Origin of the sequence: Paraprevotella xylaniphila YIT 11841, assembly GCF_900683745.1 — a bacterium.
Classification (GTDB): Bacteria; Bacteroidota; Bacteroidia; order Bacteroidales; family Bacteroidaceae; genus Paraprevotella; species Paraprevotella xylaniphila.
The window spans coordinates 1,373,718-1,398,344 of the sequence record NZ_LR215980.1 but is presented as its reverse complement, the minus strand read 5'-3'; the positions used below and the strand labels follow the sequence as shown (position 1 = coordinate 1,398,344).

At 47.7% G+C, this 24,627-nt stretch carries 24 protein-coding genes; 18 read left to right on the top strand and 6 right to left on the bottom strand.

Features of this window, described 5'->3' with window-relative positions; all coding sequences use genetic code 11:
• The first annotated feature begins 26 nt into the window (after positions 1–26).
• The 5 genes from E0E47_RS05985 to E0E47_RS05965 are packed head-to-tail and all read left to right on the top strand — an operon-like array spanning position 27 to position 5,429.
• The gene (locus E0E47_RS05985; protein ID WP_130893201.1) at positions 27–2,243 is read left to right on the top strand and encodes a peptidase domain-containing ABC transporter; all 2,217 of its coding nucleotides are present in this window, start codon (positions 27–29) and stop codon (positions 2,241–2,243) included.
• Complete coding sequence (locus E0E47_RS05980; RefSeq protein ID WP_021981341.1) at positions 2,240–2,443, top strand: hypothetical protein; 204 nt, start codon at positions 2,240–2,242, stop codon at positions 2,441–2,443. Before E0E47_RS05985 ends, E0E47_RS05980 begins: the two co-directional genes overlap by 4 nt.
• Positions 2,443–3,873: a DUF707 domain-containing protein gene (locus E0E47_RS05975; RefSeq protein ID WP_232038350.1), complete on the top strand. Its 1,431-nt coding sequence runs from the start codon at positions 2,443–2,445 to the stop codon at positions 3,871–3,873. The genes E0E47_RS05980 and E0E47_RS05975 overlap by 1 nt, the downstream gene beginning before the upstream one ends.
• Positions 3,874–3,883: 10 nt before the next feature.
• Positions 3,884–4,645 (top strand): hypothetical protein, encoded by a 762-nt coding sequence (locus E0E47_RS05970; protein WP_130893200.1) that lies wholly within the window; start codon positions 3,884–3,886, stop codon positions 4,643–4,645.
• A 28-nt stretch (positions 4,646–4,673) separates the two neighbouring features.
• Positions 4,674–5,429 (top strand): hypothetical protein, encoded by a 756-nt coding sequence (locus E0E47_RS05965; protein WP_130893199.1) that lies wholly within the window; start codon positions 4,674–4,676, stop codon positions 5,427–5,429.
• A 341-nt stretch (positions 5,430–5,770) separates the two neighbouring features.
• Here the strand turns inward: E0E47_RS05965 and ispE are convergent, their stop codons facing one another.
• Positions 5,771–6,652: a 4-(cytidine 5'-diphospho)-2-C-methyl-D-erythritol kinase gene (gene ispE, locus E0E47_RS05960; RefSeq protein WP_130893198.1), complete on the bottom strand. Its 882-nt coding sequence runs from the start codon at positions 6,650–6,652 to the stop codon at positions 5,771–5,773.
• Positions 6,653–6,784: 132 nt separating this feature from the next.
• Between ispE and dnaB the strand changes: the two genes are divergently transcribed.
• The 5 genes from dnaB (at position 6,785) to E0E47_RS05940 (ending at position 12,164) form a co-directional block, all read left to right on the top strand.
• On the top strand, positions 6,785–8,344 hold the full coding sequence (gene dnaB, locus E0E47_RS05955; RefSeq protein ID WP_130893197.1) for a replicative DNA helicase: 1,560 nt from the start codon (positions 6,785–6,787) through the stop codon (positions 8,342–8,344).
• Between the two features lie 128 nt (positions 8,345–8,472).
• Positions 8,473–10,980, top strand: a complete 2,508-nt coding sequence (gene pheT / locus E0E47_RS05950) for a phenylalanine--tRNA ligase subunit beta (protein ID WP_130893196.1) — start codon at positions 8,473–8,475, stop codon at positions 10,978–10,980.
• An 8-nt stretch (positions 10,981–10,988) separates the two neighbouring features.
• On the top strand, positions 10,989–11,147 hold the full coding sequence (locus E0E47_RS17260; RefSeq protein ID WP_172604661.1) for a hypothetical protein: 159 nt from the start codon (positions 10,989–10,991) through the stop codon (positions 11,145–11,147).
• A gap of 32 nt (positions 11,148–11,179) precedes the next feature.
• Positions 11,180–11,911, top strand: coding sequence for a YebC/PmpR family DNA-binding transcriptional regulator (locus E0E47_RS05945; protein WP_008624499.1), 732 nt, complete (start codon positions 11,180–11,182; stop codon positions 11,909–11,911).
• Position 11,912: 1 nt separating this feature from the next.
• A complete protein-coding gene (locus E0E47_RS05940; protein WP_008624500.1) occupies positions 11,913–12,164 on the top strand; it encodes a TIGR03905 family TSCPD domain-containing protein in 252 nt (83 codons plus the stop codon).
• Positions 12,165–12,285: 121 nt separating this feature from the next.
• Here the strand turns inward: E0E47_RS05940 and E0E47_RS05935 are convergent, their stop codons facing one another.
• Positions 12,286–12,711 carry a hypothetical protein gene (locus tag E0E47_RS05935; protein ID WP_130893195.1) on the bottom strand — a complete coding sequence of 142 codons (426 nt, stop codon included), beginning with the start codon at positions 12,709–12,711 and terminating at the stop codon, positions 12,286–12,288.
• A 68-nt stretch (positions 12,712–12,779) separates the two neighbouring features.
• Here E0E47_RS05935 and E0E47_RS05930 point away from each other — a divergent pair, with 68 nt between their 5' ends.
• From E0E47_RS05930 to E0E47_RS05915, 4 genes are all read left to right on the top strand, one after another.
• Positions 12,780–13,247 carry a C-GCAxxG-C-C family protein gene (locus tag E0E47_RS05930; protein ID WP_008624503.1) on the top strand — a complete coding sequence of 156 codons (468 nt, stop codon included), beginning with the start codon at positions 12,780–12,782 and terminating at the stop codon, positions 13,245–13,247.
• Between the two features lie 180 nt (positions 13,248–13,427).
• Positions 13,428–13,628, top strand: a complete 201-nt coding sequence (locus E0E47_RS05925) for a winged helix-turn-helix domain-containing protein (RefSeq protein WP_008616818.1) — start codon at positions 13,428–13,430, stop codon at positions 13,626–13,628.
• 236 nt (positions 13,629–13,864) lie between these two features.
• The gene (gdhA, locus tag E0E47_RS05920) at positions 13,865–15,202 is read left to right on the top strand and encodes an NADP-specific glutamate dehydrogenase (RefSeq protein ID WP_130893194.1); all 1,338 of its coding nucleotides are present in this window, start codon (positions 13,865–13,867) and stop codon (positions 15,200–15,202) included.
• A gap of 141 nt (positions 15,203–15,343) precedes the next feature.
• Complete coding sequence (locus E0E47_RS05915; RefSeq protein ID WP_008624505.1) at positions 15,344–18,304, top strand: PEP/pyruvate-binding domain-containing protein; 2,961 nt, start codon at positions 15,344–15,346, stop codon at positions 18,302–18,304.
• 199 nt (positions 18,305–18,503) lie between these two features.
• Here E0E47_RS05915 and E0E47_RS05910 read toward each other — a convergent pair whose 3' ends face one another.
• Both E0E47_RS05910 and E0E47_RS05905 read right to left on the bottom strand, forming a co-directional pair.
• Entirely contained in the window at positions 18,504–18,689 is a 186-nt protein-coding gene (locus E0E47_RS05910) for a helix-turn-helix domain-containing protein (protein WP_172604660.1), read from the bottom strand.
• A 21-nt stretch (positions 18,690–18,710) separates the two neighbouring features.
• Entirely contained in the window at positions 18,711–19,262 is a 552-nt protein-coding gene (locus E0E47_RS05905) for a hypothetical protein (protein WP_130893192.1), read from the bottom strand.
• 235 nt (positions 19,263–19,497) lie between these two features.
• Here E0E47_RS05905 and E0E47_RS05900 point away from each other — a divergent pair, with 235 nt between their 5' ends.
• From E0E47_RS05900 to E0E47_RS05885, 4 genes are all read left to right on the top strand, one after another.
• Positions 19,498–20,415, top strand: a complete 918-nt coding sequence (locus tag E0E47_RS05900) for a radical SAM protein (RefSeq protein ID WP_130893191.1) — start codon at positions 19,498–19,500, stop codon at positions 20,413–20,415.
• Positions 20,301–20,660, top strand: a complete 360-nt coding sequence (locus E0E47_RS17835) for an SPASM domain-containing protein (protein WP_087944058.1) — start codon at positions 20,301–20,303, stop codon at positions 20,658–20,660. The genes E0E47_RS05900 and E0E47_RS17835 overlap by 115 nt, the downstream gene beginning before the upstream one ends.
• A gap of 11 nt (positions 20,661–20,671) precedes the next feature.
• Positions 20,672–22,357, top strand: a complete 1,686-nt coding sequence (locus tag E0E47_RS05890; RefSeq protein ID WP_130893190.1) for a TonB-dependent receptor — start codon at positions 20,672–20,674, stop codon at positions 22,355–22,357.
• A gap of 274 nt (positions 22,358–22,631) precedes the next feature.
• Entirely contained in the window at positions 22,632–23,531 is a 900-nt protein-coding gene (locus E0E47_RS05885) for an Abi family protein (RefSeq protein WP_130893189.1), read from the top strand.
• A gap of 131 nt (positions 23,532–23,662) precedes the next feature.
• Here the strand turns inward: E0E47_RS05885 and E0E47_RS05880 are convergent, their stop codons facing one another.
• Positions 23,663–23,914: a hypothetical protein gene (locus tag E0E47_RS05880; RefSeq protein WP_130893188.1), complete on the bottom strand. Its 252-nt coding sequence runs from the start codon at positions 23,912–23,914 to the stop codon at positions 23,663–23,665.
• Between the two features lie 37 nt (positions 23,915–23,951).
• The gene (locus E0E47_RS05875) at positions 23,952–24,608 is read right to left on the bottom strand and encodes an MFS transporter (RefSeq protein ID WP_262708091.1); all 657 of its coding nucleotides are present in this window, start codon (positions 24,606–24,608) and stop codon (positions 23,952–23,954) included.
• Positions 24,609–24,627 lie beyond the last annotated feature (19 nt).

The following is a 24,627-nucleotide window of genomic DNA, read 5'->3' as shown; positions in this document are numbered from 1 at the left end:
CAGTAAATTGGAAACTCTGAAAAAATATGAATAGGTTGAAACGTTTTCCACACTTCAGACAGAATAATGTGTCGGATTGCGGGCCGACTTGTTTGCGTATGATTGCGCGGTACTACGGTGTAGACTATACAGCGGAGATGTTGCGTCGTCATTGCCATGTTTCACGTCGTGGAGTCAATATGTTGGGCATAAGCGAAGGAGCGGAACATATCGGTTTGGATACGGTGGGGATGAAAATGACATTTAGCCAATTAGCGGAGGAGGGTGTATTTCCCTGTATCCTGTATTGGAACCAGAGTCATTTCGTGGTTTGTTACGGTATAGAAAGAGATAAGGCGGGAAGTTATAAAATCCATATTTCAGACCCTGCCTCGCAACGCCTTACCTATACCCGAGAAGAATTTGAGCGATGTTGGATTGGAAGACGTGCCGAAGATAAAGGGTGCGGTGTGGCTTTGATGTTGGAACCGGGGGAGAATTGGGGAAAGGTGGAAGATGAATATCGGAAGAACAGCAGAAGCATTTTTTCGTTTACCCGTTATTTCGTGCCATACCGCTGCATGATAGGCCAGTTGCTGTTGGCCATGCTTGTCGGGAGCTTGATACAGATGGTGTTGCCTTTCCTTTCGCAAGCGATGGTAGACCAAGGTATCAACGGGCGAAATTTGGATATCATCACCCTGATACTTTTGGCGCAGTTGGGTTTCTTTGTGGCCACACTGAGTATCGACTACATCCGTTCGTGGATTATGCTGCACATGAATTCGCGTATCGATATTGCGCTGATTTCCGATTTCCTGATCAAACTTACGGCCATGCCCTTGCAGTTTTTTGATGCGCGCATGACGGGCGACATCTTGCAACGTATTGGAGACCATGGACGGATAAAAGGCTTCCTATTGGGCAACAGCATGCGTATCGTGTTTTCGATAGTGAATTTCATTGTATATTTGGGTATTCTGGCCTATTATAACATGGTGGTGCTGACCATTTTCCTTGTGGGCAATGCTTTGTATGTGGCATGGATTTCGTTCTTTATGCGCTATCGGAGAGAACTTGACATCAAGCGGTTCAACCAGTCTGCTTTGGAACAGAGCAAGATGATACAGTTGGTACAGGGCATGCAGGACATCAAGCTCAATAACAGCGAACGCCAGAAGCGTTGGGAGTGGGAACGGATACAGGTCAAGCTCTTTCAGATTGGCCTGAAAGGGCTTCGCATCGGGCAGGTGCAGCAGTCCGGTTCGGTATTTTTCACGCAAACCACGCATATACTTATTTATTATATCGCAGCGAAAGCCGTGGTGGACGGTTCGATGACCCTGGGTATGATGATGTCCCTGACCTACATTATCGGGCAGGTGTCGGCTCCGATTGGGGAGTTCATCGGTTTTGCACAGTCGTTCCAAGATGCGAAAATCAGTTTGGAACGGTTGAATGAGATACATTCGCAGGATGACGAAGAGGCGGATATTGATAAAAAACTGGCCACGCTTCCTCAAAAAAGGGACATTTGCATTGAGCGCCTTTCGTTCAGTTACACTGGTTCGGAGCGGGATTGGGCATTGAAGGACGTTTCCATTCATATTCCGGAGCGTCAGGTGACGGCCATCGTGGGCGAAAGCGGATGCGGAAAAACCACGCTGATCAAACTGCTTCAGGGATTTTATGAACCGACCCGTGGCAGTATCAAGGTGGGAGGAGTAAATCTCTCGGACATCAACCCTCATACTTGGCGTGCGGCCACTGGTTCGGTGATGCAGGACAGTTTTATCTTTTCCGATACCATAGAGGGGAATATTGCTTTCAATACAGACGAGGCGGATAAAGAACGTATGAAAAGTGCCGCCCGTATGGCGCGGATTGATGATTTTGTGGAGTCTCTTCCTTTGGGCTATGACACCGTCATCGGCATGGAGGGCAAGGGGGTGAGCCAAGGACAGCGGCAACGCATCCTGATAGCCCGTGCCATCTACAAGAATCCGGAGTATATTTTCCTCGACGAGGCGACCAATTCGCTCGATGCCACCAATGAAGCCCACATCATGGACAATCTGCATTGTTTCTACAAAGGACGTACGGTGGTGGTCAGTGCGCATCGCCTGAGTACCGTAAAGGATGCCGACCAAATCATCGTGATGGACAAGGGAAAGATTGTGGAGCGCGGCAACCATCAAAGCTTGTTGGAAAAACGGGGCAGGTATTATGAATTAGTGAAAAATCAAATGAGTGTCATGGCATGAAACAGCAGAAACAACATTGTCCGGAAGTAGAGCGGCTCATGGGGGGACGCTTGCCGTTTGTTACACGGTACGGCATAACCATCGTGGTCATTGTGATGGCATTGGTGTGTGCCGGATTGCTGTGGTCGGGAGGGCCGTCGCAGCAACTGATGAGGGATATTATGAAACATACAGTCCAACAAATTAAAAACAAAATATAATGAACCATTCCAATTGTGTGATTTCGGCAATAGGGCGGAACAGCCTGCACCGTATGTGGCTGAAGGGGGAGTGCAATTTCGACTTGCACTTGGTGGTCTACGATGATTCCATGGAAGAGTTTCGTGGAGACACGGAGTATATTTGCCACATCAAAGGATATAAGTTGAGAGTCATCTACCGGTATCTTGAGATGCATCCGGAGTTGAAGGAGCGGTATGATTATTTCTTCTTTCCGGATGATGACATCCAAATGGATGCCGCGACCATCAATGCCCTCTTCGAGTCCATGCGGCGTTACCGTTTGCAGATTGCACAGCCGGCATTGCGTATGTCTTATTACACGTGGAGCCATACGTTGCAAGACCGGTATTGCAAGTTGCGGTACATCAATTTTGTGGAAATGATGGTGCCGTGTTTCTCACGTGAGGCGTTAAACAAAGTGTTGTTCACTTTTAATGAGAACGAGACGGGATGGGGGACGGAAACCCATTGGCCGGTGCTCATTAATGCTTCGCAAAGGGACATGGCCGTCATCGATGAAGTAAGCGTGGTGCATACACGTCCCATCCAATCGGGACAGGCCATCCATAACAGGGAACTGGCTGCTTACTTGCGAAAATATAACCTGTCTACCAAGGTGCTTCATTATGATTGCCTGCCTTCTGAAAGACGGTATTGCTGTGACAGGAACACCTTCAGGGAACTCTGCAACACGTTGGGGCATTGGATAGGAACAGAACGAATATCGGCTTTCTCGGCAGGCGAGGACGGGTACTTCGGATATGTACACTTCCTGTTCCTGTTTGCCCGTATGACACAGATGCAGAACTATGCGGATGCGGGTTATGATTTGTTGTGCAAGGCGCAGGACAGTTTGGGGACGGTGATGCACGATATGACTTTCCGGAGCGGTATAAGCGGATGTTGTTGGCTGATAGAATATCTGTCAAAAGAAGGGCTTATAGAGGAGAATCCCGAAGATTTGCTTGAAACGGTGGATGCGTATATCAGGCAAAATGTCAGGGAAACGATGCCGGTGGAGGATTTGGCCGGGATAGGGCGTTATTACTTGGCCAAGATGCAGAACCGTCCTGCGAAGGAACATCGCGATGACTGCGAGAGGATGGCCGTTTTGTTGCAAGGCCGAATGGGGGAGGAGGATCCTGCGGTTACAGTGGATGCCCTCACGTTGATGCAGGCTTGCGGAATGGAAACGAGGGAACAACTTCGAGTATTGGAACGCAAAATAGAACGTATGGAGTGTACTCAAGTGGAGCGTGTATATATGCTGTTCCGTCTTTATCTGTTGACGCACGATGGTTATTTTTTAGCAAGGGTGCAAGAGGGGATGAAAAACCTTCGGCCGCAGTTGATGACATTGGAAGATGCGGTAATGTTAGTTGAAATCATGTATCACACTGTAAAATAAGGAGAAGGCTATGAAGACGGCAATATTGTTTGTGACGCATATTTATAATGAGGATATAGAACGGCAAATCATCAAGTTACATGAAGAGACCAAGGACTTTGCCACATTGTATGTCGGCTTTCAGGCAGACAAGGTGCGCATCACGCTGCCGGATGGCATCCGTTCTTTCCCCTTCACCGTCAAGGAACTCAATAGGTTGGGGTATCGTTCGTGGGGATGTACTTTGATGGACGGGAATTTCCACTTCGTGATGTTGGACTTTTATCTCAAACATACCGGTTATGACTTTTATTGGCTTATAGAATATGATGTCCGTTTCAATGGGGATTGGAAAAACTATTTCGAGTTCTTTGCGGATAAGGATGACGATTTTATTTCTGCCCATATTGGAGACTTTTCCGGGGATACCCGATGGACAAGATGGAAAGAGATAGAATTGGTCAATATCAAACTGAATCATAAGATGTTGTTACGTTCTTTCAATCCGATATGCCGTTTCTCTAACAGGGCGCTTTCTTTACTGAACGAGCGATGCCTATTGGGCGACAGGGGACACAATGAGGTGTTGATGCCTACATTGTTCAAATGCTTCAATTTGAAAATATCCGATTTCGGGGGGAATGGCAGATTTATATACACCGGTTGTCCGGGATTGTTTTATACGGATGACCCGAATGATGTTTGCGGGGACAAATGTACCCATCGTTTCCGTCCTGCTCATACGGAGGGTGAAATGGCATTGCCTGGTATGATTTATCATCCGGTGAAGTAATAAACTAAAACAAGTAAGATAGAAGATAATGGAAAATTACAATCATAATTGTTTGGTCTTTGCCACACATAAATTGGACGAAGGCATATTGGATTACTTGGCTTACCTCAAAAAGGAAGTGGAAGGGGTGATGGACCTTTTGGTTTTATACGACCAATCTGCCCATCCGATAAAAGAAGATGATTACCCCGGATTTCGCTTCTGTTTTTTTGAGTCTGTCGGATTGAAAGGTTTTTTCTATCAGAATGAGAGGTTGCTACCCAACACTTTTGTAGCTTTGGCGGAATGTGCGGAACAATATCGTTACGACCATTACCTGCTGATGGAAAATGATATTGTGCTACATGGGGATTTTCGCCGTTTCGTCCAACGGGTCAATGTCGAGGACGCGGTGGATTATATCCATATTGCCACCGATGTGGAGGGCGGTCCGCAAAAACATTGGCCTGTCCGGTATATACAGGACTGTCCTTTTAAACATCTTTATTTCTCTTGGTGTCACATCTTGTATGTCAGTCATGGTTTCTTGACGGACGTGGCGGAGTTCATGACACGCAATGATTCCATCCATTACGAGTTCCTGCTGCCCACTATGGCGTATAACGGCAATTATCTGGTTCGGCAGTTTGAAAATTTCGGCTACAATTTCCAAGTTTCCTGGGGACCGGCAGAACTTTACGAAAGCAAGTATATGAACGAGCGTATGCCCGATACGTTCTATCATCCGGTGAAAGATTTGAGTATCGTGGATTGGGGAGCAGGAGATATGCCCCAAGGGACGTGAAACGGCCGAAAAAATGACCGCCAAACGATTTTCCGTTCTCAGCCGAATGATTTTTCAATCTCAGCCAAGCGATTCTTGAATCGGTTGGCATCGTTTGAGGCATGTATTGAAGGCTTTTTCCCGTCTTCCACCCCTTTCTATACGAGAATACAAAAAAGGGTTCGCATCCTTCATACTTCCTCAATGACAGCGACTTATGGTGAAGGCTCTGTGCTCTTGGCCTTCACCGAGCTTTCACGCGGATGCGTTTTCGCGGTGTGAAAACATCCTTCACCCTTTCTGCTTTGATACTGTCATTCAATGGCTTATGGTGAAGGATGTGGTGAGAAAGGGGAGTTCACCTAAAGCAAGGCCTGAAAATAAAAGCTTCCCGGGAAAAGCCTGCGCATATCCGTTTCTTCCGGTGCCGTCCGGAAAAGGCCGAAAACGCTCGAACCCGAACCGCTCATGGAAGCGTATGCCGCTCCCCGGTCGTACAGCCGTACCTTGATGTCTGCGATTTCGGGATGGAGGGCAAAGACTCCTTCTTCGAAATCGTTCGTCAGGAGGCCTTTCCATTCCTCTACGGGGCGGCGGATGATGTCTGTTACAGGTATTCCGGGCTTTCGGGGGATGATTCGGGCGTAGGCTTCCTTCGTGGACACGAAGATACCGGGCTTCACCAGAACGAGGTGCCATCCGGAGAGGGAAAGGCCGACGGGAGTGAAGATATTGCCGATGCCTGTGGCAAATACCGGACGGTTGCGTACGAAGAAAGGGCAGTCGGCTCCCAAGCCGGTTACACGTTCTTCCAGTTCGTTGTCGGACAGGCCGAGGTGGAACATTTGGTTGAGGCTTTTCATCGTATGGGCCGCGTCCGACGAGCCGCCCCCTAAGCCTGCGCCCGACGGGATTTGCTTATGCAACGATATGGAAAGGTGGGGAAGGGAATGGCGTTCCTGTATCAGGCGCAAAGCCTTGACGAGCAGGTTCTGTTCCGGCGGGCAGTCGATGCCGATGCCGCCCCACCGGAATGTATAATCTTCCGTGGCGTGTTCTTGCACGGGGATGCCGTCGGGAAAGATACCTTCCGGGCGGCTGTCCGTGTTGCCGGCAGCTTCGAGTTGCAAAGTGTCGCACAGTGGGATGGGGTAGAACACGGTTTCCAGGTTATGGTAACCGTCGGGACGGCGTTCCGTGACGTTCAGTCCTAAATTGATCTTAGCGTTGGGATGGCAAATCATGATATGATGTTTTATGTATGCAAAGGTAAACAATGTTTGGCAACGGTAGATAAAATCTTCATAAAAGAATGCAGCCCACAGGCTTTTTTTAGGAGGGAAAGGATTATCTTTGCACGCAAAACCAGACTTGATATGGCAGAAACGAGAAAGACAGGGCGGCGCACATCCGTGCGCGCCAAAGTGAACGTGCCGGAGGAGGATGCCTACGGGCACGTGCAGCCGCAGGCTCTTGAATTTGAAGAGGCTGTGTTGGGTGCTTTGATGATAGAGCAGGATGCCTATTCGCAGGTGAGCGAGATATTGCGTCCCGAGAGCTTTTACGACCACCGCCACCAGCTTATCTATGAGGCCATCCGCACGCTGAATCTCCAACAGAAGCCGGTGGACATCCTGACGGTGACGGAACACCTGAACTCCATGGGCAAATTGGAGGAAGTGGGTGGTCCGTTCTATATCACGCAGTTGAGTGGAAAAGTGGCTTCTTCCGCCCATATCGAATATCACGCCCGTATCATCGCGCAGAAATTCTTGGCGCGCGAGCTGATTACCTTCACCAGTCTGGTGCAGACGAAGGCTTTTGACGCGACGGTGGACGTGGACGACCTGATGCAGGAGGCCGAGGGAAAGCTCTTCGAGATTTCGCAACAGAACATGAAGAAGGACTATACGCAAATCAATCCCGTGATTCGCGAGGCTTACGACATGTTGCAGAAGGCGGCGGCACGCAGCGACGGGTTGAGCGGGTTGAGCAGCGGCTTCGAGAAGTTGGACAAGATGACTTCCGGTTGGCAAAACTCCGACTTAGTCATCATCGCGGCCCGTCCGGCCATGGGAAAGACGGCTTTCGTGCTTTCCATGGCCAAAAAGATGGCGGTGGACATGAAGATTCCCGTGGCCATGTTCTCGTTGGAAATGAGCAACGTGCAGTTGGTCAACCGTATGATTGTCAACGTGTGCGAGATTCCGGGAGAGAAATTGAAAAGCGGGCAGTTGGCGCCTTACGAATGGTCGCAGTTGGATAATAAAATCACCCAACTGTATGATGCGCCGTTTTATGTGGACGACACGCCGTCGCTGTCCGTTTTCGAGTTGCGTACGAAAGCCCGGCGTTTGGTGCGCGAGCATGGGGTCAAGATTATCCTGATAGACTATCTCCAGTTGATGAATGCCAGCGGCATGTCGTTCGGCAGCCGTCAGGAAGAGGTCAGCACCATTTCGCGTTCGCTCAAGGGGCTGGCCAAGGAATTGAACATTCCGATCATTGCGCTGAGCCAGCTGAACCGTGGGGTGGAGAACCGTGAGGGCATCGACGGCAAGCGTCCGCAGTTGAGCGACTTGCGTGAGTCCGGTGCCATAGAGCAGGATGCGGATATGGTTTGTTTCATCCACCGTCCCGAATATTATAAGATATATCAGGACGAGAAAGGGCACGACCTGCACGGCATGGCGGAAATCATCATCGCCAAGCACCGTAACGGTGCCGTGGGCGACGTGCTGCTGAAATTCCGTGGAGAATACGCCCGTTTCCAGGACCCGGAAGAAGATGCCTACGTGCCCATGCCGGGCGAGGCCGTGGCTTTCGGTACCGGACGGGGAGCGGATGTGCCTTTGCCTGCGGCCGACATGATGCCTCCGTCTGATGCGGCTTCTCCTTTCGGTGCGCCTTTGCCCGAGGGGCCTCTTCCTTTTTAAGACGGGTGGTTCCGGTGGTGGAATGAAACTCGTTGGCTTCTTGAGGCTTTGTCTGCATTCTTCTTGGCGGATTGCCTGAAAAAGTGTATTTTTGCGCGTTATTTCGAAATAAATTAAAATCTTAAGATATGAATATCTCTTATAATTGGCTGAAAGAGTATGTCGATTTTGATTTGACAGCTCAGGAAGTGGCCGATGCGTTGACGTCGGAAGGCCTGGAAGTGGGTTGCGTGGAAGAAGTGCAACCGGTGAAGGGCGGTTTGCAGGGACTGGTCGTCGGTGAGGTGCTGACTTGCGTGCCCCATCCCAATTCAGACCACATGCACGTATGTACGGTGAACCTCGGCGAGGGGGAACCAGTACAGATTGTGTGCGGTGCGCCGAACGTGGCAGCCGGACAGAAGGTGGTGGTGGCTACGTTGGGTTGCAAATTGTATGACGGCGACGAATGTTTTACCATCAAGAAATCCAAGTTGCGCGGGGTGGAGAGCAATGGCATGATATGTGCGGAAGATGAGATTGGTATCGGTACGGACCACAACGGCATCATCGTGCTGCCTGGGACGGCTGTGCCCGGAACCCCGGCTGCGGAATACTATAACCTGAAGAGCGACTATCTTATCGAAGTGGACATCACGCCCAACCGTGCGGATGCCTGTTCGCATTACGGTGTGGCCCGCGACCTGTATGCCTGGTTGGTGCAGAACGGCCATAAGACGGCTTTGCATCGTCCGTCGTGCGACAGTTTCAAGGTGGACAGCCACGAGTTGGACATCGACATCGAAGTGCAGAACGCGGAGGCTTGTCCCCGTTATGCTGCCGTGACGCTCCGGAATTGCGAGGTGAAGGAAAGTCCGGAATGGTTGCAAGACAAATTGCGCACGATCGGTCTGCGCCCCATCAACAATATCGTGGATGTGACGAATTACATCATGTTCGCCTACGGACAGCCTTTGCACTGTTTCGATGCCGACATGATCAAAGGGGGAAAAGTGGTGGTGAAGACCATGCCCGAAGGTACGCCTTTCGTGACGCTCGACGGTGAGGAACATAAGCTGAGCGACCGCGATTTGGCCATTTGCAACATAGAAGAGCCGATGTGCATTGCCGGTGTGTTCGGCGGAAAAGGGAGCGGAACGTATGAAACGACCCGTGACGTATTGTTGGAAAGTGCTTATTTCAATCCGACGTGGATTCGCAAGAGCGCACGCCGTCATGGCTTGAGCACCGATGCTTCTTTCCGTTTCGAGCGTGGCATCGACCCGAATGGTGTGATTTATGCACTGAAACAGGCTGCCATGTTGTGCAAGGAACTGGCAGGCGGGGAAATCGCCATGGAGATTAAGGACGTATATCCCAACCCGCTGCCTGATTTCATCGTGGACTTGAATTATGAATACGCTTACGGCCTGATGGGAAAGAATATCGGGGCGGACACGGTGAAAAGCATCGTGACGAGCCTGGAGATGAAGATTCTGGAGGAAACGGCCGAGGGATTGAAGCTTCAGGTGCCGGCCTACCGTGTGGACGTGCAGCGCCCGTGCGACGTGGTGGAAGACATCTTGCGCGTGTACGGATATAATAATGTGGAGATTCCTTCATCTGTGAAATCCACGCTGAATGTCAAAGGCGATGAAGACAAAAGCCACAAATTGCAGAACCTCGTGGCAGAACAATTGGTAGGTTGCGGCTTCAATGAAATCCTGAACAATTCCTTGCAGCGTGCCGCTTATTATGACGGGTTGGAGAGTTATCCGGCTTCGCATCTGGTGAAACTGATGAACCCGTTGAGTTCCGACCTGAATGCGATGCGCCAGACGCTGCTGTTCGGCGGGTTGGAATGTGTGGCACATAACGCCAACCGCAAGAATGCCGACCTGAAGTTCTTCGAGTTCGGGAATTGCTACTATTTCCGCGAAGAGGACAAATGCCCCGACATCATTCCCGGAGTGAGCAGCAGCCGCGACCCGGAGGTCATCAAGCATGTGCTCGACGCTTATTCGGAAGACTATCACCTCGGACTGTGGGTGACGGGCAAGCGGGTGAGCGGTTCGTGGGCGCATCCCGACGAAGACAGTTCCTTTTATGAACTGAAAGCTTACGTGCTGAACATCCTGACCCGTTTGGGTGTGAATTTCGGTGCATTGGTTTTTGCGCCGAGCCGTAACGATATCTATTCAAAAGGTATCGAAATTCAAAACCGTGGCGGTAAGGTCTTGGCCATGTTGGGTATCGTGAGCCGGAAGATACGGAAGATGATGGATGTGGACGCGGAAGTCTATTATGCCGACCTCAACTGGAAACTTCTGATGAAGGCCATCCGCAACAACAAGATCAGTTACACGGAAATCAGCAAGTTCCCCGCTGTGAGCCGCGATTTGGCTCTCTTGTTGGACAAGGGTGTGGAATTTGCCGAAGTAGAAAAGGTGGCCTATTCCACAGAGAAGAAGCTGCTGAAGGAAGTGACGCTTTTTGATGTGTACGAAGGAAAGAACCTGGAAGCCGGGAAGAAGAGTTATGCCGTGAACTTCGTGCTGCAAGATGAGACGAAGACTTTGAACGACAAGCAAATCGACGCAATCATGAATAAGTTGATTGCAAACTTGCAGGCCAAGTTGGGTGCTAAATTGAGATAACCCGCGATATGAAAGGATTAGTCGTAGCCAAGGCCATATATTATGTACTGGTGTTTTGTTGGTTGTTGCAGATCACCCTTCAGGGGTACACGCGTGCGTTGATTGTCCCTACGGTGGTGCTTATCGTATATGGCCTGGTGCTCAACTATAAAATGAGAAAAAGATAAATAGAAATCATCATATTTAAAATTTTATTCCAATGGGAAGAGCGTTTGAATATAGAAAGGCTGCAAAGCTGAAGAGATGGGGCCACATGGCCAAGACATTTACAAAATTGGGTAAACAAATCGCCATAGCCGTAAAGGCCGGTGGGCCGGAACCCGAAAACAATCCTACGTTGCGTTCGATTATTGCGACTTGCAAGCGTGAGAACATGCCGAAGGATAACATCGAGCGTGCCATCAAGAACGCAATGGGAAAAGACCAGAGCGAATATAAGAACATGACTTACGAAGGATACGGTCCTCACGGTATTGCTGTATTCGTGGATACTCTGACCGATAACCCGACACGTACGGTGGCGGATGTCCGTTCGGTGTTTAACAAGTTCTCAGGAACATTGGGTACGATGGGTTCCTTGGCTTACTTGTTCGACCATAAGTGTGTATTCACCTTCAAGAAACCGGCTACGGTGGACATGGATGAGTTGATACTCGACTTGATAGATTTCGGGGTGGAAGAGGATTACGACATGGACGAAGAGGAAGGTACGATTACGATTTACGGCGACCCGAAGAGTTACGGTGCTATCCAGAAGCACTTGGAAGAGCAGGGCTTCGAGGATGTCGGTGGTGAATTCACTTATATTCCGAATGATTTGAAGGAAGTGTCGGCCGAAGAGCGTGAAACGTTGAACAAGATGGTGGAAAAACTGGAAGAGTTCGACGACGTGCAGACGGTTTATACGAATATGAAGCCTGAAGAAGAATAAGATGAAAACGGTTTATCAGACGGAGGGAACCTGTTGCAAGCAGATAGAACTGGAGGTTGACGGGGACGTGGTGAAGTCCGTACGTTTTTTGGGCGGTTGCCATGGTAACCTTCAAGGGATTGCCCGTTTGGTGGAAGGCATGCCGGTCGCAGATGTGGTAAGCCGTTTGAGCGGCATTCGTTGCGGCATGAAGCCAACTTCGTGTCCGGACCAACTAACGTTGGCTCTGCAGCAGGCTGTTTCCCGGTCTTGATGGCATGATTATAAAGGACTCCTCCCCGTCCTTACCTCTATATAATATAAGGTAGGGACGGGGAGGAGTCGTCTGGTGACGGAAGTCGGGTGTTCAACCTGTCTTCCATCGTTTTTGGAGGTTAGCGGTCCGGGCTATAGTGGCTGTCATAATCTTCGGGGGTGAAACGTACCTGGAAGCGCACTTTTCCCGATGCTTTGGAATAATAGCAATAGGAAAAACTGATACCCTTCTCTTTGTAGGACTTCAAATCCACGGAGTTGACCACGTTTTTGCGCAAAAGATTCTTAAGCGATTCGCAGGCTTGAGCGTTCATCACCGTGTCGTTATCCAAAACTCCTTCCAAAGTATAATAATAATTTAGTGTACGCGAATGCTCGTCATACGTGAGGCTGTCCATAAGGGTGTACTGGTCCATTCTGCGGGGGCATTGCTTTTCCGTGTATTCCCGTGCTTCGCGGGCGCAACGTTCATCGAAACTTTCAAAGTGGCAGGCACAGACCCCCAACAGCGTACCCAGTAAAAGTGTGGTATTAATCTTTTTCATATCTGATGGTTTTACGTGCGAAATTAATTTATTCTTTGTAATTTTGCAAATCAATCCATTGAAATGATATGAAAGACAAAGAAGAAAGGATAGCCCGTGCTGTGGCATATTTCAAAGAGGGGTATAATTGTTCGCAGTCCGTAGTGGCGGCTTTTGCGGACCTGTACGGCTTTACGCATGAACAGGCCTTGCATATATCTGCTTCGTTTGGTGGAGGGATAGGCCGCATGCGGCTCACCTGCGGGGCGGCTTGTGGCATGTTCCAGTTGGTGGGACTGGAAGTGGCAGCCATGGAAGGCAAAGACCGTGAGACGAAATCGCGGAATTATGCCATCGTGCAAGAGCTTGCCGCCAGGTTCAAAGCAGAAAACGGTTCTATAACCTGCGGAGAATTGTTGGGATTGAAACGGGATGCACCGGTAAGCAACCAGGCAGAAGCCCGTACGGCGGCTTATTATGCCAAGCGTCCTTGTCCGAAGATGGTAGAGTCGGCTGCCCGCATTTTTGCTGATTATTTGGACTCTATCGGTCGTTGATGTCAATGTTTTGCCACATAATACACCTAAAAAGTCTTTTTTGCGTTAAAATAGCATATAAACCCACAACTATTTTAAGTTTTTTTATATGGCATACAAATAAAATACTACCTTTGTACGTATTTATGAAAGAATATCCTTTGAGAGGATGAGATTATTAACTAAAAGTATTTGAGTATTATGTTTGAAAATGCTGGTGAGGTGGCAGGCCTTGTATGGAATGCCTTGAATGAGAGTGCACCGTTGAGTGCAAAAGATCTGAAGAAAGCAGCAAAAGTGAAAACAGACAAAGAATTGTATCTTGCACTGGGTTGGTTGCTTCGTGAAGATAAATTGGTTGTTGCAGGCACGGAAAAAGAACCCGTATTCTCTTTGAAGTAATAAAGGGGCTTTGATTGACTGACAAGAAAGCATGTCGTAAGCGCGGAATCTTTCGTTTTAGGCGGAGGAAATACCGCTTAAGACATGTTTCTTTTTTTGTGGTTCTTTTGTTTTTTGACATTTTGGTATCTATATAGGATATTTAATCTTCTATTTCTTGCTTTTGTTGGCTTGTTTTTGTAGATTTGCCCCAGTGTTAGTCAACATAATGTTAGATGTCCTTAAAATTGTAGGCTATGGATATTCAGAGAATAATGGCTCAGCTTGAGGCCAAGCATCCTGGTGAAAAGGAGTATTTGCAAGCAGTTCGTGAAGTGCTTATCTCCATAGAAGACGTGTATAATCGCCATCCTGAATTTGAACGTGCCAAATTAATCGAACGGTTGGTGGAGCCGGAACGCATCATCATGTTCAGGGTCCCTTGGGTGGACGACAAGGGAGAGGTTCAGGTCAACTTGGGTTATCGGGTACAGTTCAACAGTGCCATCGGCCCGTATAAGGGTGGATTGCGTTTCCATGCGTCCGTGAACCTTTCCATATTGAAGTTCCTTGGTTTTGAGCAGACATTCAAAAATGCACTGACCACACTGCCCATGGGGGGAGGTAAGGGAGGTTCCGATTTTTCGCCACGCGGCAAGAGCGATGCCGAAGTCATGCGTTTCTGTCAGGCTTTCATGAACGAGCTTTACCGTTATATCGGTCCGGAAATCGACATCCCGGCTGGTGATATCGGTGTGGGGGCAAGAGAAGTGGGCTACCTCTTCGGGCAGTATAAGAAGCTTACGCGGGATTGGAGCGGTGTGCTCACCGGAAAAGGGCTTGAATTCGGTGGCTCGTTGGTGCGCCCCGAGGCCACCGGATATGGAGGGCTCTATTTTGTGCGTGAAATGTTGTCCGACAAAGGAATCGACATCCGGGGCAAGCGCGTGGCCATCAGCGGATTCGGCAATGTAGCCTGGGGCGCTGCCCAAAAGGCCACACAGATGGGCGCCAAGGTGGTGACTATTTCCGGTCCCGACGGATACATTTATGACGAAGACGGGCTCGACGAAGAAAAGATTGCGTACATGTTGGAACTTCGTGCGAGCGGGAACGATATTTGCAGCCCCTATGCGGAACGCTTTGCGGGGGCTAAGTTCGTGGCAGGCCGCCGTCCGTGGGAAGTGAAGTGCGATATCGCTTTGCCGTGCGCCACGCAAAACGAGCTGAACGGAGAAGATGCCCGGCACCTTATCGAAAACGGAGTGATATGCGTGGGCGAAATCTCCAATATGGGATGTACGCCCGAAGCCATTGATGCGTTCATTGCCCATAAGATGCTTTACGCTCCGGGCAAGGCTGTCAACGCCGGAGGCGTGGCCACATCCGGATTGGAGATGAGCCAGAATGCCATGCACCTCAGTTGGGCGGCCGAAGAGGTGGACCAGAAACTTCATGCCATTATGCACGGTATCCATGAGCAGTGTGTGAAATACGGCACTGAGCCGGACGGTTATGTCAATTATGTGAAAGGAGCCAATGTGGCCGGATTCATGAAAGTGGCCAAGGCCATGATGGCGCAAGGAGTAGTATAGGTGGTTTTGTCATGAGGTAGAAAAGGGAGCGGTGCCGGAAATAATCATTTTCGGGTACCGCTTTTTTGTGCCGCATTTTTTGCATGCTTGCGGATTTTTGTGTTTATTTGTTTCCGCAATCAGAGATAAGGACAGGCTATTATGACAGACGATAAAAACAAAGAATGCCCGCTCTTGCGGGACACCGCTTTTGTGGACCTGATGAAGCGGCGCATTTTCAATGTGTTGCTCATTGCCAACCCGTATGATGCTTTCATGTTGGAGGATGACGGACGGGTAGAGGAAAAGATTTTCGATGAATACGTGAAATTGGGTTTGCGTTATCCTCCCCGTTTTTTCCAAGTCGCTTCGCAGGAAGAGGCGGAAGAAGAGTTGGGCAAGACCACTTTCGATTTGATTATCTGTATGCCCGGAACGGACAATAATGACGTGTTCGACATCGCACGGGGCATCAAGACGGACAATCCCACGATACCTATCGTCGTGCTGACTCCGTTCAGCCATGGTATCCGGAAGAGTATGGAGAACATGGACTTTTCTATTTTCGATTACGTGTTTTGTTGGTTGGGTAATACGGACTTGTTGCTCTCTATCATCAAGTTGATAGAAGACAAAATGAACTTGGAGAACGACGTGGCGGCCGGAGTACAGATGATATTGTTGGTAGAAGACTCCATCCGTTTTTATTCCTCCATCTTGCCCAACCTCTACCGGTTCGTGCTCCAACAAAGCCTGGAATTTGCCACAGAGGCACTGAACGCCCAACTCGAGACGTTGCGCATGCGTGGGCGGCCTAAGATCGTGTTGGCACGTACGTATGAAGAAGCTTGGGGCTTGTACACTCGTCATAAAGAGAATACATTAGGGGTCATCAGTGACTGCCGCTTTCCCCGTAACGGGAAGACGGACGAGATGGCCGGTTACGAGTTATTGTCGGCCATCCGTGCCGAAGACGAGTTCGTGCCGCTGATTATGGAGTCTACGGAAGCTGATAAGAGTGCTTGGGCCGAGAAGTGCGGGGCGCATTTCATCGACAAGAATTCCAAGAAGATAGGGGTCGACTTGCGACGTTTGGTACGTCGGCATTTCGGTTTCGGAGATTTTGTCTTCCTCGACCCGAACACGATGGAAGAGGTGGCGCGCATCAAGAACCTGAAAGACCTTCAGAACAATATCTTCACTTTGCCCAAGGAATCGCTCCTTTATCATATTACGCGCAACAACGTGTCGCGTTGGTTGTGCTCGCGGGCATTGTTCCCCATATCCGAGTTCCTGAAACATATCACATGGCGTTCGCTCCAAGACGTGGATGCCCATCGTCAAATCATATATGACGCGATTGTGAGCTACCGCCGGATGAAGAACCAGGGCGTGGTAGCCGTGTTCCACCGCGACCGTTTCGACCGTTTCAGCAATTTCGCACGTATCGGTGAAGGGTCGTTGGGCGGAAAAGGGCGTGGCCTGGCCTTTCTGGACCACATCATCAAGCAGCATCCGGAATTGAACGCGTTCGACAACGCGGATGTCATGATACCTAAAACGGTGGTGCTCTGTACGGACATCTTCGACGAGTTCATGGATACGAACGAACTTTACCAGATTGCGCTTTCGGACATTCCGGACGAAGAGATTCTCCGTGCATTCTTGCAAGCCCGGCTGCCCGAACGCCTGATTGGTGACTTGGAGGCTTATCTCGATGTCGTGCGCCAACCCATAGCCATCCGTTCCTCTTCCTTGCTCGAAGATGCCCATTACCAACCTTTTGCCGGGATATACTCCACCTATATGATACCTTACGTGGAGAGTCGTGACGTGCGGCTGAAGATGTTGCGCGATGCCATCAAGGGGGTATACGCTTCGGTGTTCTACCGCGACAGCAAGGCGTATATGACGGCCACGAGCAACGTCATCGACCAGGAAAAAATGGCGGTGATTCTTCAGGAAGTGGCCGGAAACCGTTACGGTGACCGTTTCTACCCGAACATCTCCGGTGTGGCCCGTTCGGTGAACTACTACCCCATTGGGGACGAAAAGGCCGAAGACGGCACGGTAAACCTTGCGCTCGGGTTGGGGAAATACATCGTGGACGGCGGCATGAACCTGCGCGTCTGTCCGGCCCATCCCGACAAGGTGTTGCAGACGAGCGAGATGGAAATAGCCTTGCGCGAGACGCAGACGCGGTTTTATGCTCTCGAAATGAAAGCCGTGGAGGAGGATTTCAGGGTGGACGACGGTTTCAACCTGTTGAAACTTCCGGTCAAGGAAGCCGAACAGGACGGTTCGCTGCAATTCATTGCTTCCACGTACGACCCCTACGACATGGTGATTCGCGACGGTATTTACGACGGAGGACGTAAACTTGTCACCTTCTGCGGCGTGTTGCAGCAGGGCGTGTTCCCCCTTCCGGAGCTTTTGCGGCTGATTCTGAAACTTGGGCGTGAGAGCATGCGCCGCGAGGTGGAGATAGAATTTGCCGTGAAGCTGAATCCCGACCGTACGGGGGTGTTCTATTTGTTGCAGATACGTCCGATGGTGGACAATAAGATGATGCTCGACGAAGACTTGACGGAGATTCCCGACGAGAAGACGCTGATACGTTCGCATAACGCCATCGGCCAAGGGGTGAGCAACGAGGTGTACGATGTGGTCTATGTGAAGACCGGCGATTATTCCGCTTACAACAATCCGGCCATAGCCGACGAGATAGACCGTATCAACCGCCGCTTCCTGGAGGAGGGGCGCAACTATGTGCTAGTCGGCCCGGGACGGTGGGGCAGTAGCGACCCATGGTTAGGCGTTCCGGTGAAATGGCCCAACATTTCAGCCGCCCGTGTCATTGTGGAGTCCGGGTTGACGAATTACCGTGTAGACCCTAGCCAAGGCACGCACTTCTTCCAGAACCTGACCAGTTTCGGCGTGGGATATTTCACGGTGAATGACTTTTTGGGCGACGGGGTATACAACCAGGCTTTCCTGAACAGCCAACCGGCTGTGGAAGAAACGGCCCACGTGCGCCATGTGCGCTTTTCTTCGCCCGTGGTCATCAAGGTGGACGGGATGAAAAAGGAAGGGGTGGTCATGCTTCCCGGAGTGGAACAGTAAAGATTTATGGCCTATTGGCAGAATAAGAAGACGAATTTTGTAAATGATTGGTTGATAGATGTTTGAGGCAATACTGAGAGCCTCTTGTTTTTCTCCGCAGAATGAAAAATCGTTTGCAGGAGAATGAGAAATCGTTTGCCTGAGATTGATTTTCATTTCTCAGGCAAACGATTTTTCGTGTCCGGATTGTCGGGATATATTATAATAAATCATAATATTCTGCGTAAGCTACGGCTTCTTGGAGGTTGCTCACGTTCATTTTGAGGAACAGCCTCCTTTTGGCCGATTTTATCGTATCAAGGCTCTTGCAAAGTTTGTTTGCGATGTCTTCCATCTTATGGCCTTGGGCAGATAACGTGAGGATTCCGCGTTCCGTCTCGTTCAATATAATCCCACTGTCCTTAATTCATTCGCCCTTGTCCATGTCATATTTATAAAACGCACGGTGGCCTTTTCTCTTTACGGTAATGTTTCCTGCTTCATGCATTACGGAAGGTTTCATGATGCATAAGGAAAACAATGGCATGCCACCCCGTCCCAAAAGGATGGGGGTTGCAGTTTGGTGGACTAACAGCTTTTTCCTGCCGTTCAGGACGTGTATGTCGCATGAGATGTTGTATTCCGTACGTTCTGCCGGAAGTTGGTTTAGCAAAAAAATCTGTCCTTCTTTAAATGTCGTATAAAGTATGCGGTGTTCCTCTTCGGGTACGAAGTCTAAATAAAACCGGAATCCCATTTCCTTGACTTTTTCCGCCGTCAGGCCTAACAAACGTTCAAATTTCCCAGATGTATAGAAGAACTCTGGAGATTGTGCATTCGAGATGTATATGTACTGGTTCGTATTCCTGGCAAAGGCATCAGCGGTTCTTTCGATTAAGCTTGTTTGCAGGTTGTTACAATCGTATGGGCTGTTTGGCTTACTGATGGTTTTGAAAAACTCAAAAAGGTGTTTATTCATGTTTTTTTAATCGTTAATATGTGAAATTAGGTCTTTAACCTTGCTATTTCATTGCATGGCACGAATTTACTTTGTTTGGTTTAAAAAAACAAGGAATGTTTCCCGTTTTTGATGAATTTCGTAATTCGTTGCACACTTTTGTGTGCATTTAGTGTGTCTGTGCACAAAGATAAGCTTGTTTGTTTGGTGGTGTTCGCGCAAACAATTTATATTTGTACCGTAAAAAAGAAGAAATATGAAGTCAAGTGATTATAATTATTTCATCCCTTATAAAGATGGGCATATCTTTTTCAATGGCATCACCAAGCGGTTTTTCCTCGCTTCGGAAAAGAACCATGCCAAACTGATGGACATCATCTCCCGTCCGGATGACTACCGGGAAAAGTACGCTCCTTTTTTGGAAAGGATGTCGGCCGAGGGCTTCGTCGTGGAAGACGATGTGCAGGAAATGGACATCATACGGGAGGAGTTTGACAGGAAGCGTAACTCCGGTCAATATACGCTTATGGTACTTCCTACTTACGATTGCAATCTGCGTTGTTGGTATTGCATTCAGGAACACCAAAATATGACGTTGTCAGACGAAACTGTCGCCCGTATCAAGAAGCACATTGAAAAATACCTTTTGGAAAATGAGATAAAAGAATTTCGCCTGTCTTGGTTTGGGGGAGAACCTCTCTTGGCTTACCGAAAACTCATCGAAATCACGCGGTTTTCTAAAGATTTTTGCGAATGCCATCATATAGGATTTTTTAGCGACATGACGACCAACAGCCTGTTGCTCACTTCGGAACGGATAAAAGAGTTGGGTGGTCTTGGCCTGCGCAGTTTCCAAATCACGATTGACGGTTGCCGCGAGAAGCACAACCAAGTGAAACGCGACAAGGATAATGCGGCTTTCGACAAGGCGGTCAATAATGTATTGGAGATTGTCAAGACGATTCCGGATTCTTACTGCATACTGCGCATCAATTATTCCGACCAAACGTTGGAGCCGGGCAAAATCATGCATGATGTCAACCTGATGATTCCGCACGAATACAGAAAACAAATTTTTGTTATGTCGACCATGCACATTTCAATTGCATATTCCCGAATGGAAATGTCGGAAAGTGCGACAATGAGAAACCCGAAGATGCCAAAGGTGTGCTGACAGAGTCTGGTGATATTTTATGGAAAACGGAGTACCGGTTTATCCAGTACCACCAACTTTCATCAGGTAGTGAATGTGTGGAATGCAAATATTTGCCGTTTTGCATGGGGCCGTGCCCGAGACGGAGAGAAGAAATGTATGTCCAACACAAGCACATCGTATGCCAACATAAAGATAAGGAAGAGGCTATGGAAAAGGTGATTGTGGACTATTGTGAGAAGAACTCCGATTTTTATAATATTTGAACCTTTCGGCCATGAAAAACGTGAAGGTAAGCTTGGTTGTGTCATTTCTTGTTTTTTGTCTGTTTCCGCAAGGAGTGGAGGCGGTCTCCCCTTTTACGGCCATAGATAGTATAATGCAAGGCTTGAAGGCGGACAGTTCGGCTGTATCCAAGAAACTGCCCACCGTTACGGTAGAAGCCAGCAATATCACCCACTATGCCGACCGGGACGTGGTGCATATCACCCGTTCCATGCGGAAGGGCGCACGCAATACGGCACAAATGTTGGGAAACATTCCCGGAATCGATTGCAACTACGCCAACAATGCACTCACCTATTACGGTTCCTCCAATATTCTAATCTTAGTGGACAGTTTGGAGAAATCGGCAGACTACGTCAAGGAATTGCATCACCTTCGCTTCAGCAAGGTGGACGTGGTGCCCAATCCCACAGGGAAATATGCAAATTACGATGTGTTGATTAACCTGCATACTAAACCCGATTATACAGGGTATGAGGGAAACGTGTTCCAACAAATGTCTGTCCGGCCCAATGAAGATAATGGAAAAAATAAAAAATTCTCGGGAGACTATTCTTCCGCTTCATTCACTTATACCAAAAACAAATGGAACTTCATCGGGCGGTATAATTTCCGGTTTTTACAATCGGAAAAGAATAATGCGGAAAGTACATATACGAACCATGTGAACCGCTTGCAGGAAAGTACAACTTCACCGATGTCGTTTACCAATTTTTTTCGTATACATAACACTTATTGGGCCATAGACCATCAAATAAACAAGAACCATTCCGTGTCGGCCTCATATTACTATTCTGCCGATGCCAAGGATGATTACACGTATGCTGAAGCGGAGCGTTTGTGGCTTGACAGTGGAAAGAAAGAAACCATAGGGAAAAGTGGGGTTTCTCGTATCAATAGCGACCGTCATACGTTGGGCCTGTATTATCGTGGCCGGAGCGGAGTATGGAACTATACTTATGATTTTAATTACATCAATGATGGGTGGACCAGCGACAAGAATTACCGGCAGAATACCGGTTACGCATCCGATAACTATTTCCGTAACCACATGGACTACGTTTGGACTAAAAGCGAAGTGAACCGTCGTTTTTTCAACAATCGTTTTTATTTTAGCGCGGGATATAATTTTACATGGAAAGATTATGAACAGGAAGACCGTCTTACGAGAAACCTGCTGAGCGAAAATGCCTACCACCGTAATGAAATTTGGACATGGCTGTCTTACCGCATCAAGGACGGCACGGATTTGAATTTCAGTGCTTCGGCCGAACATGTAAAGACCCATACGGCAAGCTACGAAGACAAGAACATGGTTTATAAGTTCAGTGGGATGTTCTACCACCGTTGGAACAAAAAGATATGGATGCGCCTTAATTATTGGTGCAACACATCTTATCCTCAACTCGACCAAGTGACGGAATACGGCTATTTTACCGATTCATTGACATGGAGTGGCGGAAACCTAGCATTGCGCACACAAGTGTACCATTCGGGACGGTTGTGGGTGGACTTCTTTAACCTTTTCAATATACAGACGGGTTATAACTATTCACCCAACCAGTTTTCTAACATCATCGGACGTGGGGAAGGTACATTGCCGTCAGGTGAAAATGGTGCTTACATTACATACACACCGGAGAATATGCTGTATAAGGAGTTTTGGACGACAATTTGAATGATTTTATAACTGCTTGATATTGTGCGTATTATTTAATGAACAAAAGAGAATATATGAAAAATAGTACCATTTTAGTATCACTATTTATATTTCAAAAAGAGGACGACTGAACAGCTATCAATGCTTTGGCAAATATTCATAATGCAGTTTTGAGAACAAAGTTATCGAATATTTTGGTACTTAAAAAAGATTTGTTACCTTTGCAGCATTAGAACCTGCCAAGCCTCTCAACGATGCTCAAATCGGCGGGTCGTTTTTTTATTATACCTATATGAAAACGAAATTCACCAAACCCTATTCCTCTCCGGAACAGATTGTTCAGATATTAAAGACACGTGGTATGCTCATGGAAGATGAGCAGAAAGTTGAGAATTACCTGATGAACATTGGCTATCATCGGTTATCTGCCTATATTTATCCTTTTTATAAAAATCCCAAGGAGGATTTGCTACTAAAGGATGGAACGACTTTCAAACAAGCACTAACGCTTTACCGCTTTGACAAGAAACTGCGCATACTCCTTTTCAATGAGATTGAAAAAATAGAGGTCGCCATCCGAAGCATATTGGCAAATGTCGGATGTCAAGAACTGAATGACAAATATTGGATAACAAAACCGGAATATTTTGCCAATGCGGATAAATTTAACCAGACATTGGCTGTCATAGAAAAGGAACTGGCATCGAGTAAGGAGGATTACATCGAGGATTTCAGGCGCAATTATGTTGAAAGCTATCCTCCGGCATGGATGATAACGGAAGTGCTGTCTTTCGGAAATCTGAATTATATTTATTTCAACATCGCCAGTAATAAGTTGATGAAACGCATAGCCGGTTATTTCGGACTGAAACCGCAGGTATTCACCTCGTGGTTGACGGTGCTTGCCAATCTTCGCAACATGTGCTGTCACCATGCAAGGATATGGAATAGGGATTTTATGCTGAACCCGGCAGAGCCGCGCAAAATGTCAAACACATGGATTGACACATCGAAAATAGGCAAGAAAAGGATTTTTTACCGGCTATGTATAATCAGATATTTCCTTGCGTCCATTTCTCCAAATAATAACTTCAACGAAAAAGTTGCTAATCTATTAAATTGTTTCCCTTCAATAGATATTACAGCTATGGGATTTTGCAACGGTTGGAAACATGAACGTTTATGGAATTGATTTGTACTTTTTATATCGTAACTTTGAATTTACAGTAAGTAAATAAAAAATGATGGCGGTCACACGAGATGACTGCCATCAAAAGAACAACCACTTTTCATTTTGTTAGTCAAGACTAAATTAGTCATATTTTAATTGCCTAAATTAATCTTTCTGACATATTCTGTATCTTCTATTGCATGAAGATATGATCTCAATAAGGTGTATCTTGTTTTTTGCTTGGGAGTATCAAAATCTGTATTTTTCTTCTTCAAATTCTCCTTAATTATTTGCAGCTTATGTACCATTGAAAGAGAATCTTCGATAATATCATAACCATAAAGGTCGATTTCATCAATTTTCAAGTCTATTTGTAGTAATATATTACTTATTTCTTCTTTCATGAAAATGGTATATGCTATGTCGATTAAAAGTTTTTAATCAGGATTTGAAATTCTGCTCATATTTATAGTGTAGGACAAACAACAATATACAGCCCAATAAAGCAAGTGGAATACCTACTAATGCCGGAGTACGGTAATCCCCATTCGTATTTAAAGCTAATCCACCTAAATATGCAGCTATGGCACTGCCTACATTGAAAGCCATTTGAATGCTTGCCGCCCCTAACATTTCTCCGCCTTTTGAAAAACGAATATTAAGATATTGCAAAGGACTACCGACACCGAATAACCCCGCAGTACCTATAACCATTAACGCAACATATGCCCATGGAACAGGTGATAGAAAATAAATTAGCACAAGTGTTATAACCATACATGATTGTACGATTGCCGCCACAAGTCCGGCTTGAAATTTGTCGGCAAAACGTCCGCCCAACAAATTTCCGAAAACCATTCCGCAACCCGCTACTACCATTAGCCATGTCAGACTTTCCGGCGAAAAGCCTGAAACATTTGTCAATAATGGGTCTATGTAACTATACCAACAATATACTCCACCATTACCCAATAATGTTCCCATTATGATTAACCAAGGAGCAGGCGATTTAAGAAAACGAAATTGCCCCTTAAATCCCGTATCCGGTAATCGGTTAATTTGTGGAATCCATTTTCCGATGCCATAAAGGGTTATCATTCCCTAGCAAGCTATAAGT

Bases quoted from the DNA above. Each gene is read 5' to 3' on its own strand.
- E0E47_RS05985 (WP_130893201.1), top strand. From the start codon at position 27: ATGAATAGGTTGAAACGTTTTCCACACTTCAGACAGAATAATGTGTCG.
- E0E47_RS05980 (WP_021981341.1), top strand. From the start codon at position 2,240: ATGAAACAGCAGAAACAACATTGTCCGGAAGTAGAGCGGCTCATGGGG.
- E0E47_RS05975 (WP_232038350.1), top strand. From the start codon at position 2,443: ATGAACCATTCCAATTGTGTGATTTCGGCAATAGGGCGGAACAGCCTG.
- E0E47_RS05970 (WP_130893200.1), top strand. From the start codon at position 3,884: ATGAAGACGGCAATATTGTTTGTGACGCATATTTATAATGAGGATATA.
- E0E47_RS05965 (WP_130893199.1), top strand. From the start codon at position 4,674: ATGGAAAATTACAATCATAATTGTTTGGTCTTTGCCACACATAAATTG.
- ispE (WP_130893198.1), bottom strand. From the start codon at position 6,652: ATGATTTGCCATCCCAACGCTAAGATCAATTTAGGACTGAACGTCACG.
- dnaB (WP_130893197.1), top strand. From the start codon at position 6,785: ATGGCAGAAACGAGAAAGACAGGGCGGCGCACATCCGTGCGCGCCAAA.
- pheT (WP_130893196.1), top strand. From the start codon at position 8,473: ATGAATATCTCTTATAATTGGCTGAAAGAGTATGTCGATTTTGATTTG.
- E0E47_RS17260 (WP_172604661.1), top strand. From the start codon at position 10,989: ATGAAAGGATTAGTCGTAGCCAAGGCCATATATTATGTACTGGTGTTT.
- E0E47_RS05945 (WP_008624499.1), top strand. From the start codon at position 11,180: ATGGGAAGAGCGTTTGAATATAGAAAGGCTGCAAAGCTGAAGAGATGG.
- E0E47_RS05940 (WP_008624500.1), top strand. From the start codon at position 11,913: ATGAAAACGGTTTATCAGACGGAGGGAACCTGTTGCAAGCAGATAGAA.
- E0E47_RS05935 (WP_130893195.1), bottom strand. From the start codon at position 12,711: ATGAAAAAGATTAATACCACACTTTTACTGGGTACGCTGTTGGGGGTC.
- E0E47_RS05930 (WP_008624503.1), top strand. From the start codon at position 12,780: ATGAAAGACAAAGAAGAAAGGATAGCCCGTGCTGTGGCATATTTCAAA.
- E0E47_RS05925 (WP_008616818.1), top strand. From the start codon at position 13,428: ATGTTTGAAAATGCTGGTGAGGTGGCAGGCCTTGTATGGAATGCCTTG.
- gdhA (WP_130893194.1), top strand. From the start codon at position 13,865: ATGGATATTCAGAGAATAATGGCTCAGCTTGAGGCCAAGCATCCTGGT.
- E0E47_RS05915 (WP_008624505.1), top strand. From the start codon at position 15,344: ATGACAGACGATAAAAACAAAGAATGCCCGCTCTTGCGGGACACCGCT.
- E0E47_RS05905 (WP_130893192.1), bottom strand. From the start codon at position 19,262: ATGAATAAACACCTTTTTGAGTTTTTCAAAACCATCAGTAAGCCAAAC.
- E0E47_RS05900 (WP_130893191.1), top strand. From the start codon at position 19,498: ATGAAGTCAAGTGATTATAATTATTTCATCCCTTATAAAGATGGGCAT.
- E0E47_RS05890 (WP_130893190.1), top strand. From the start codon at position 20,672: ATGAAAAACGTGAAGGTAAGCTTGGTTGTGTCATTTCTTGTTTTTTGT.
- E0E47_RS05885 (WP_130893189.1), top strand. From the start codon at position 22,632: ATGAAAACGAAATTCACCAAACCCTATTCCTCTCCGGAACAGATTGTT.
- E0E47_RS05880 (WP_130893188.1), bottom strand. From the start codon at position 23,914: ATGAAAGAAGAAATAAGTAATATATTACTACAAATAGACTTGAAAATT.
- E0E47_RS05875 (WP_262708091.1), bottom strand. From the start codon at position 24,608: ATGATAACCCTTTATGGCATCGGAAAATGGATTCCACAAATTAACCGA.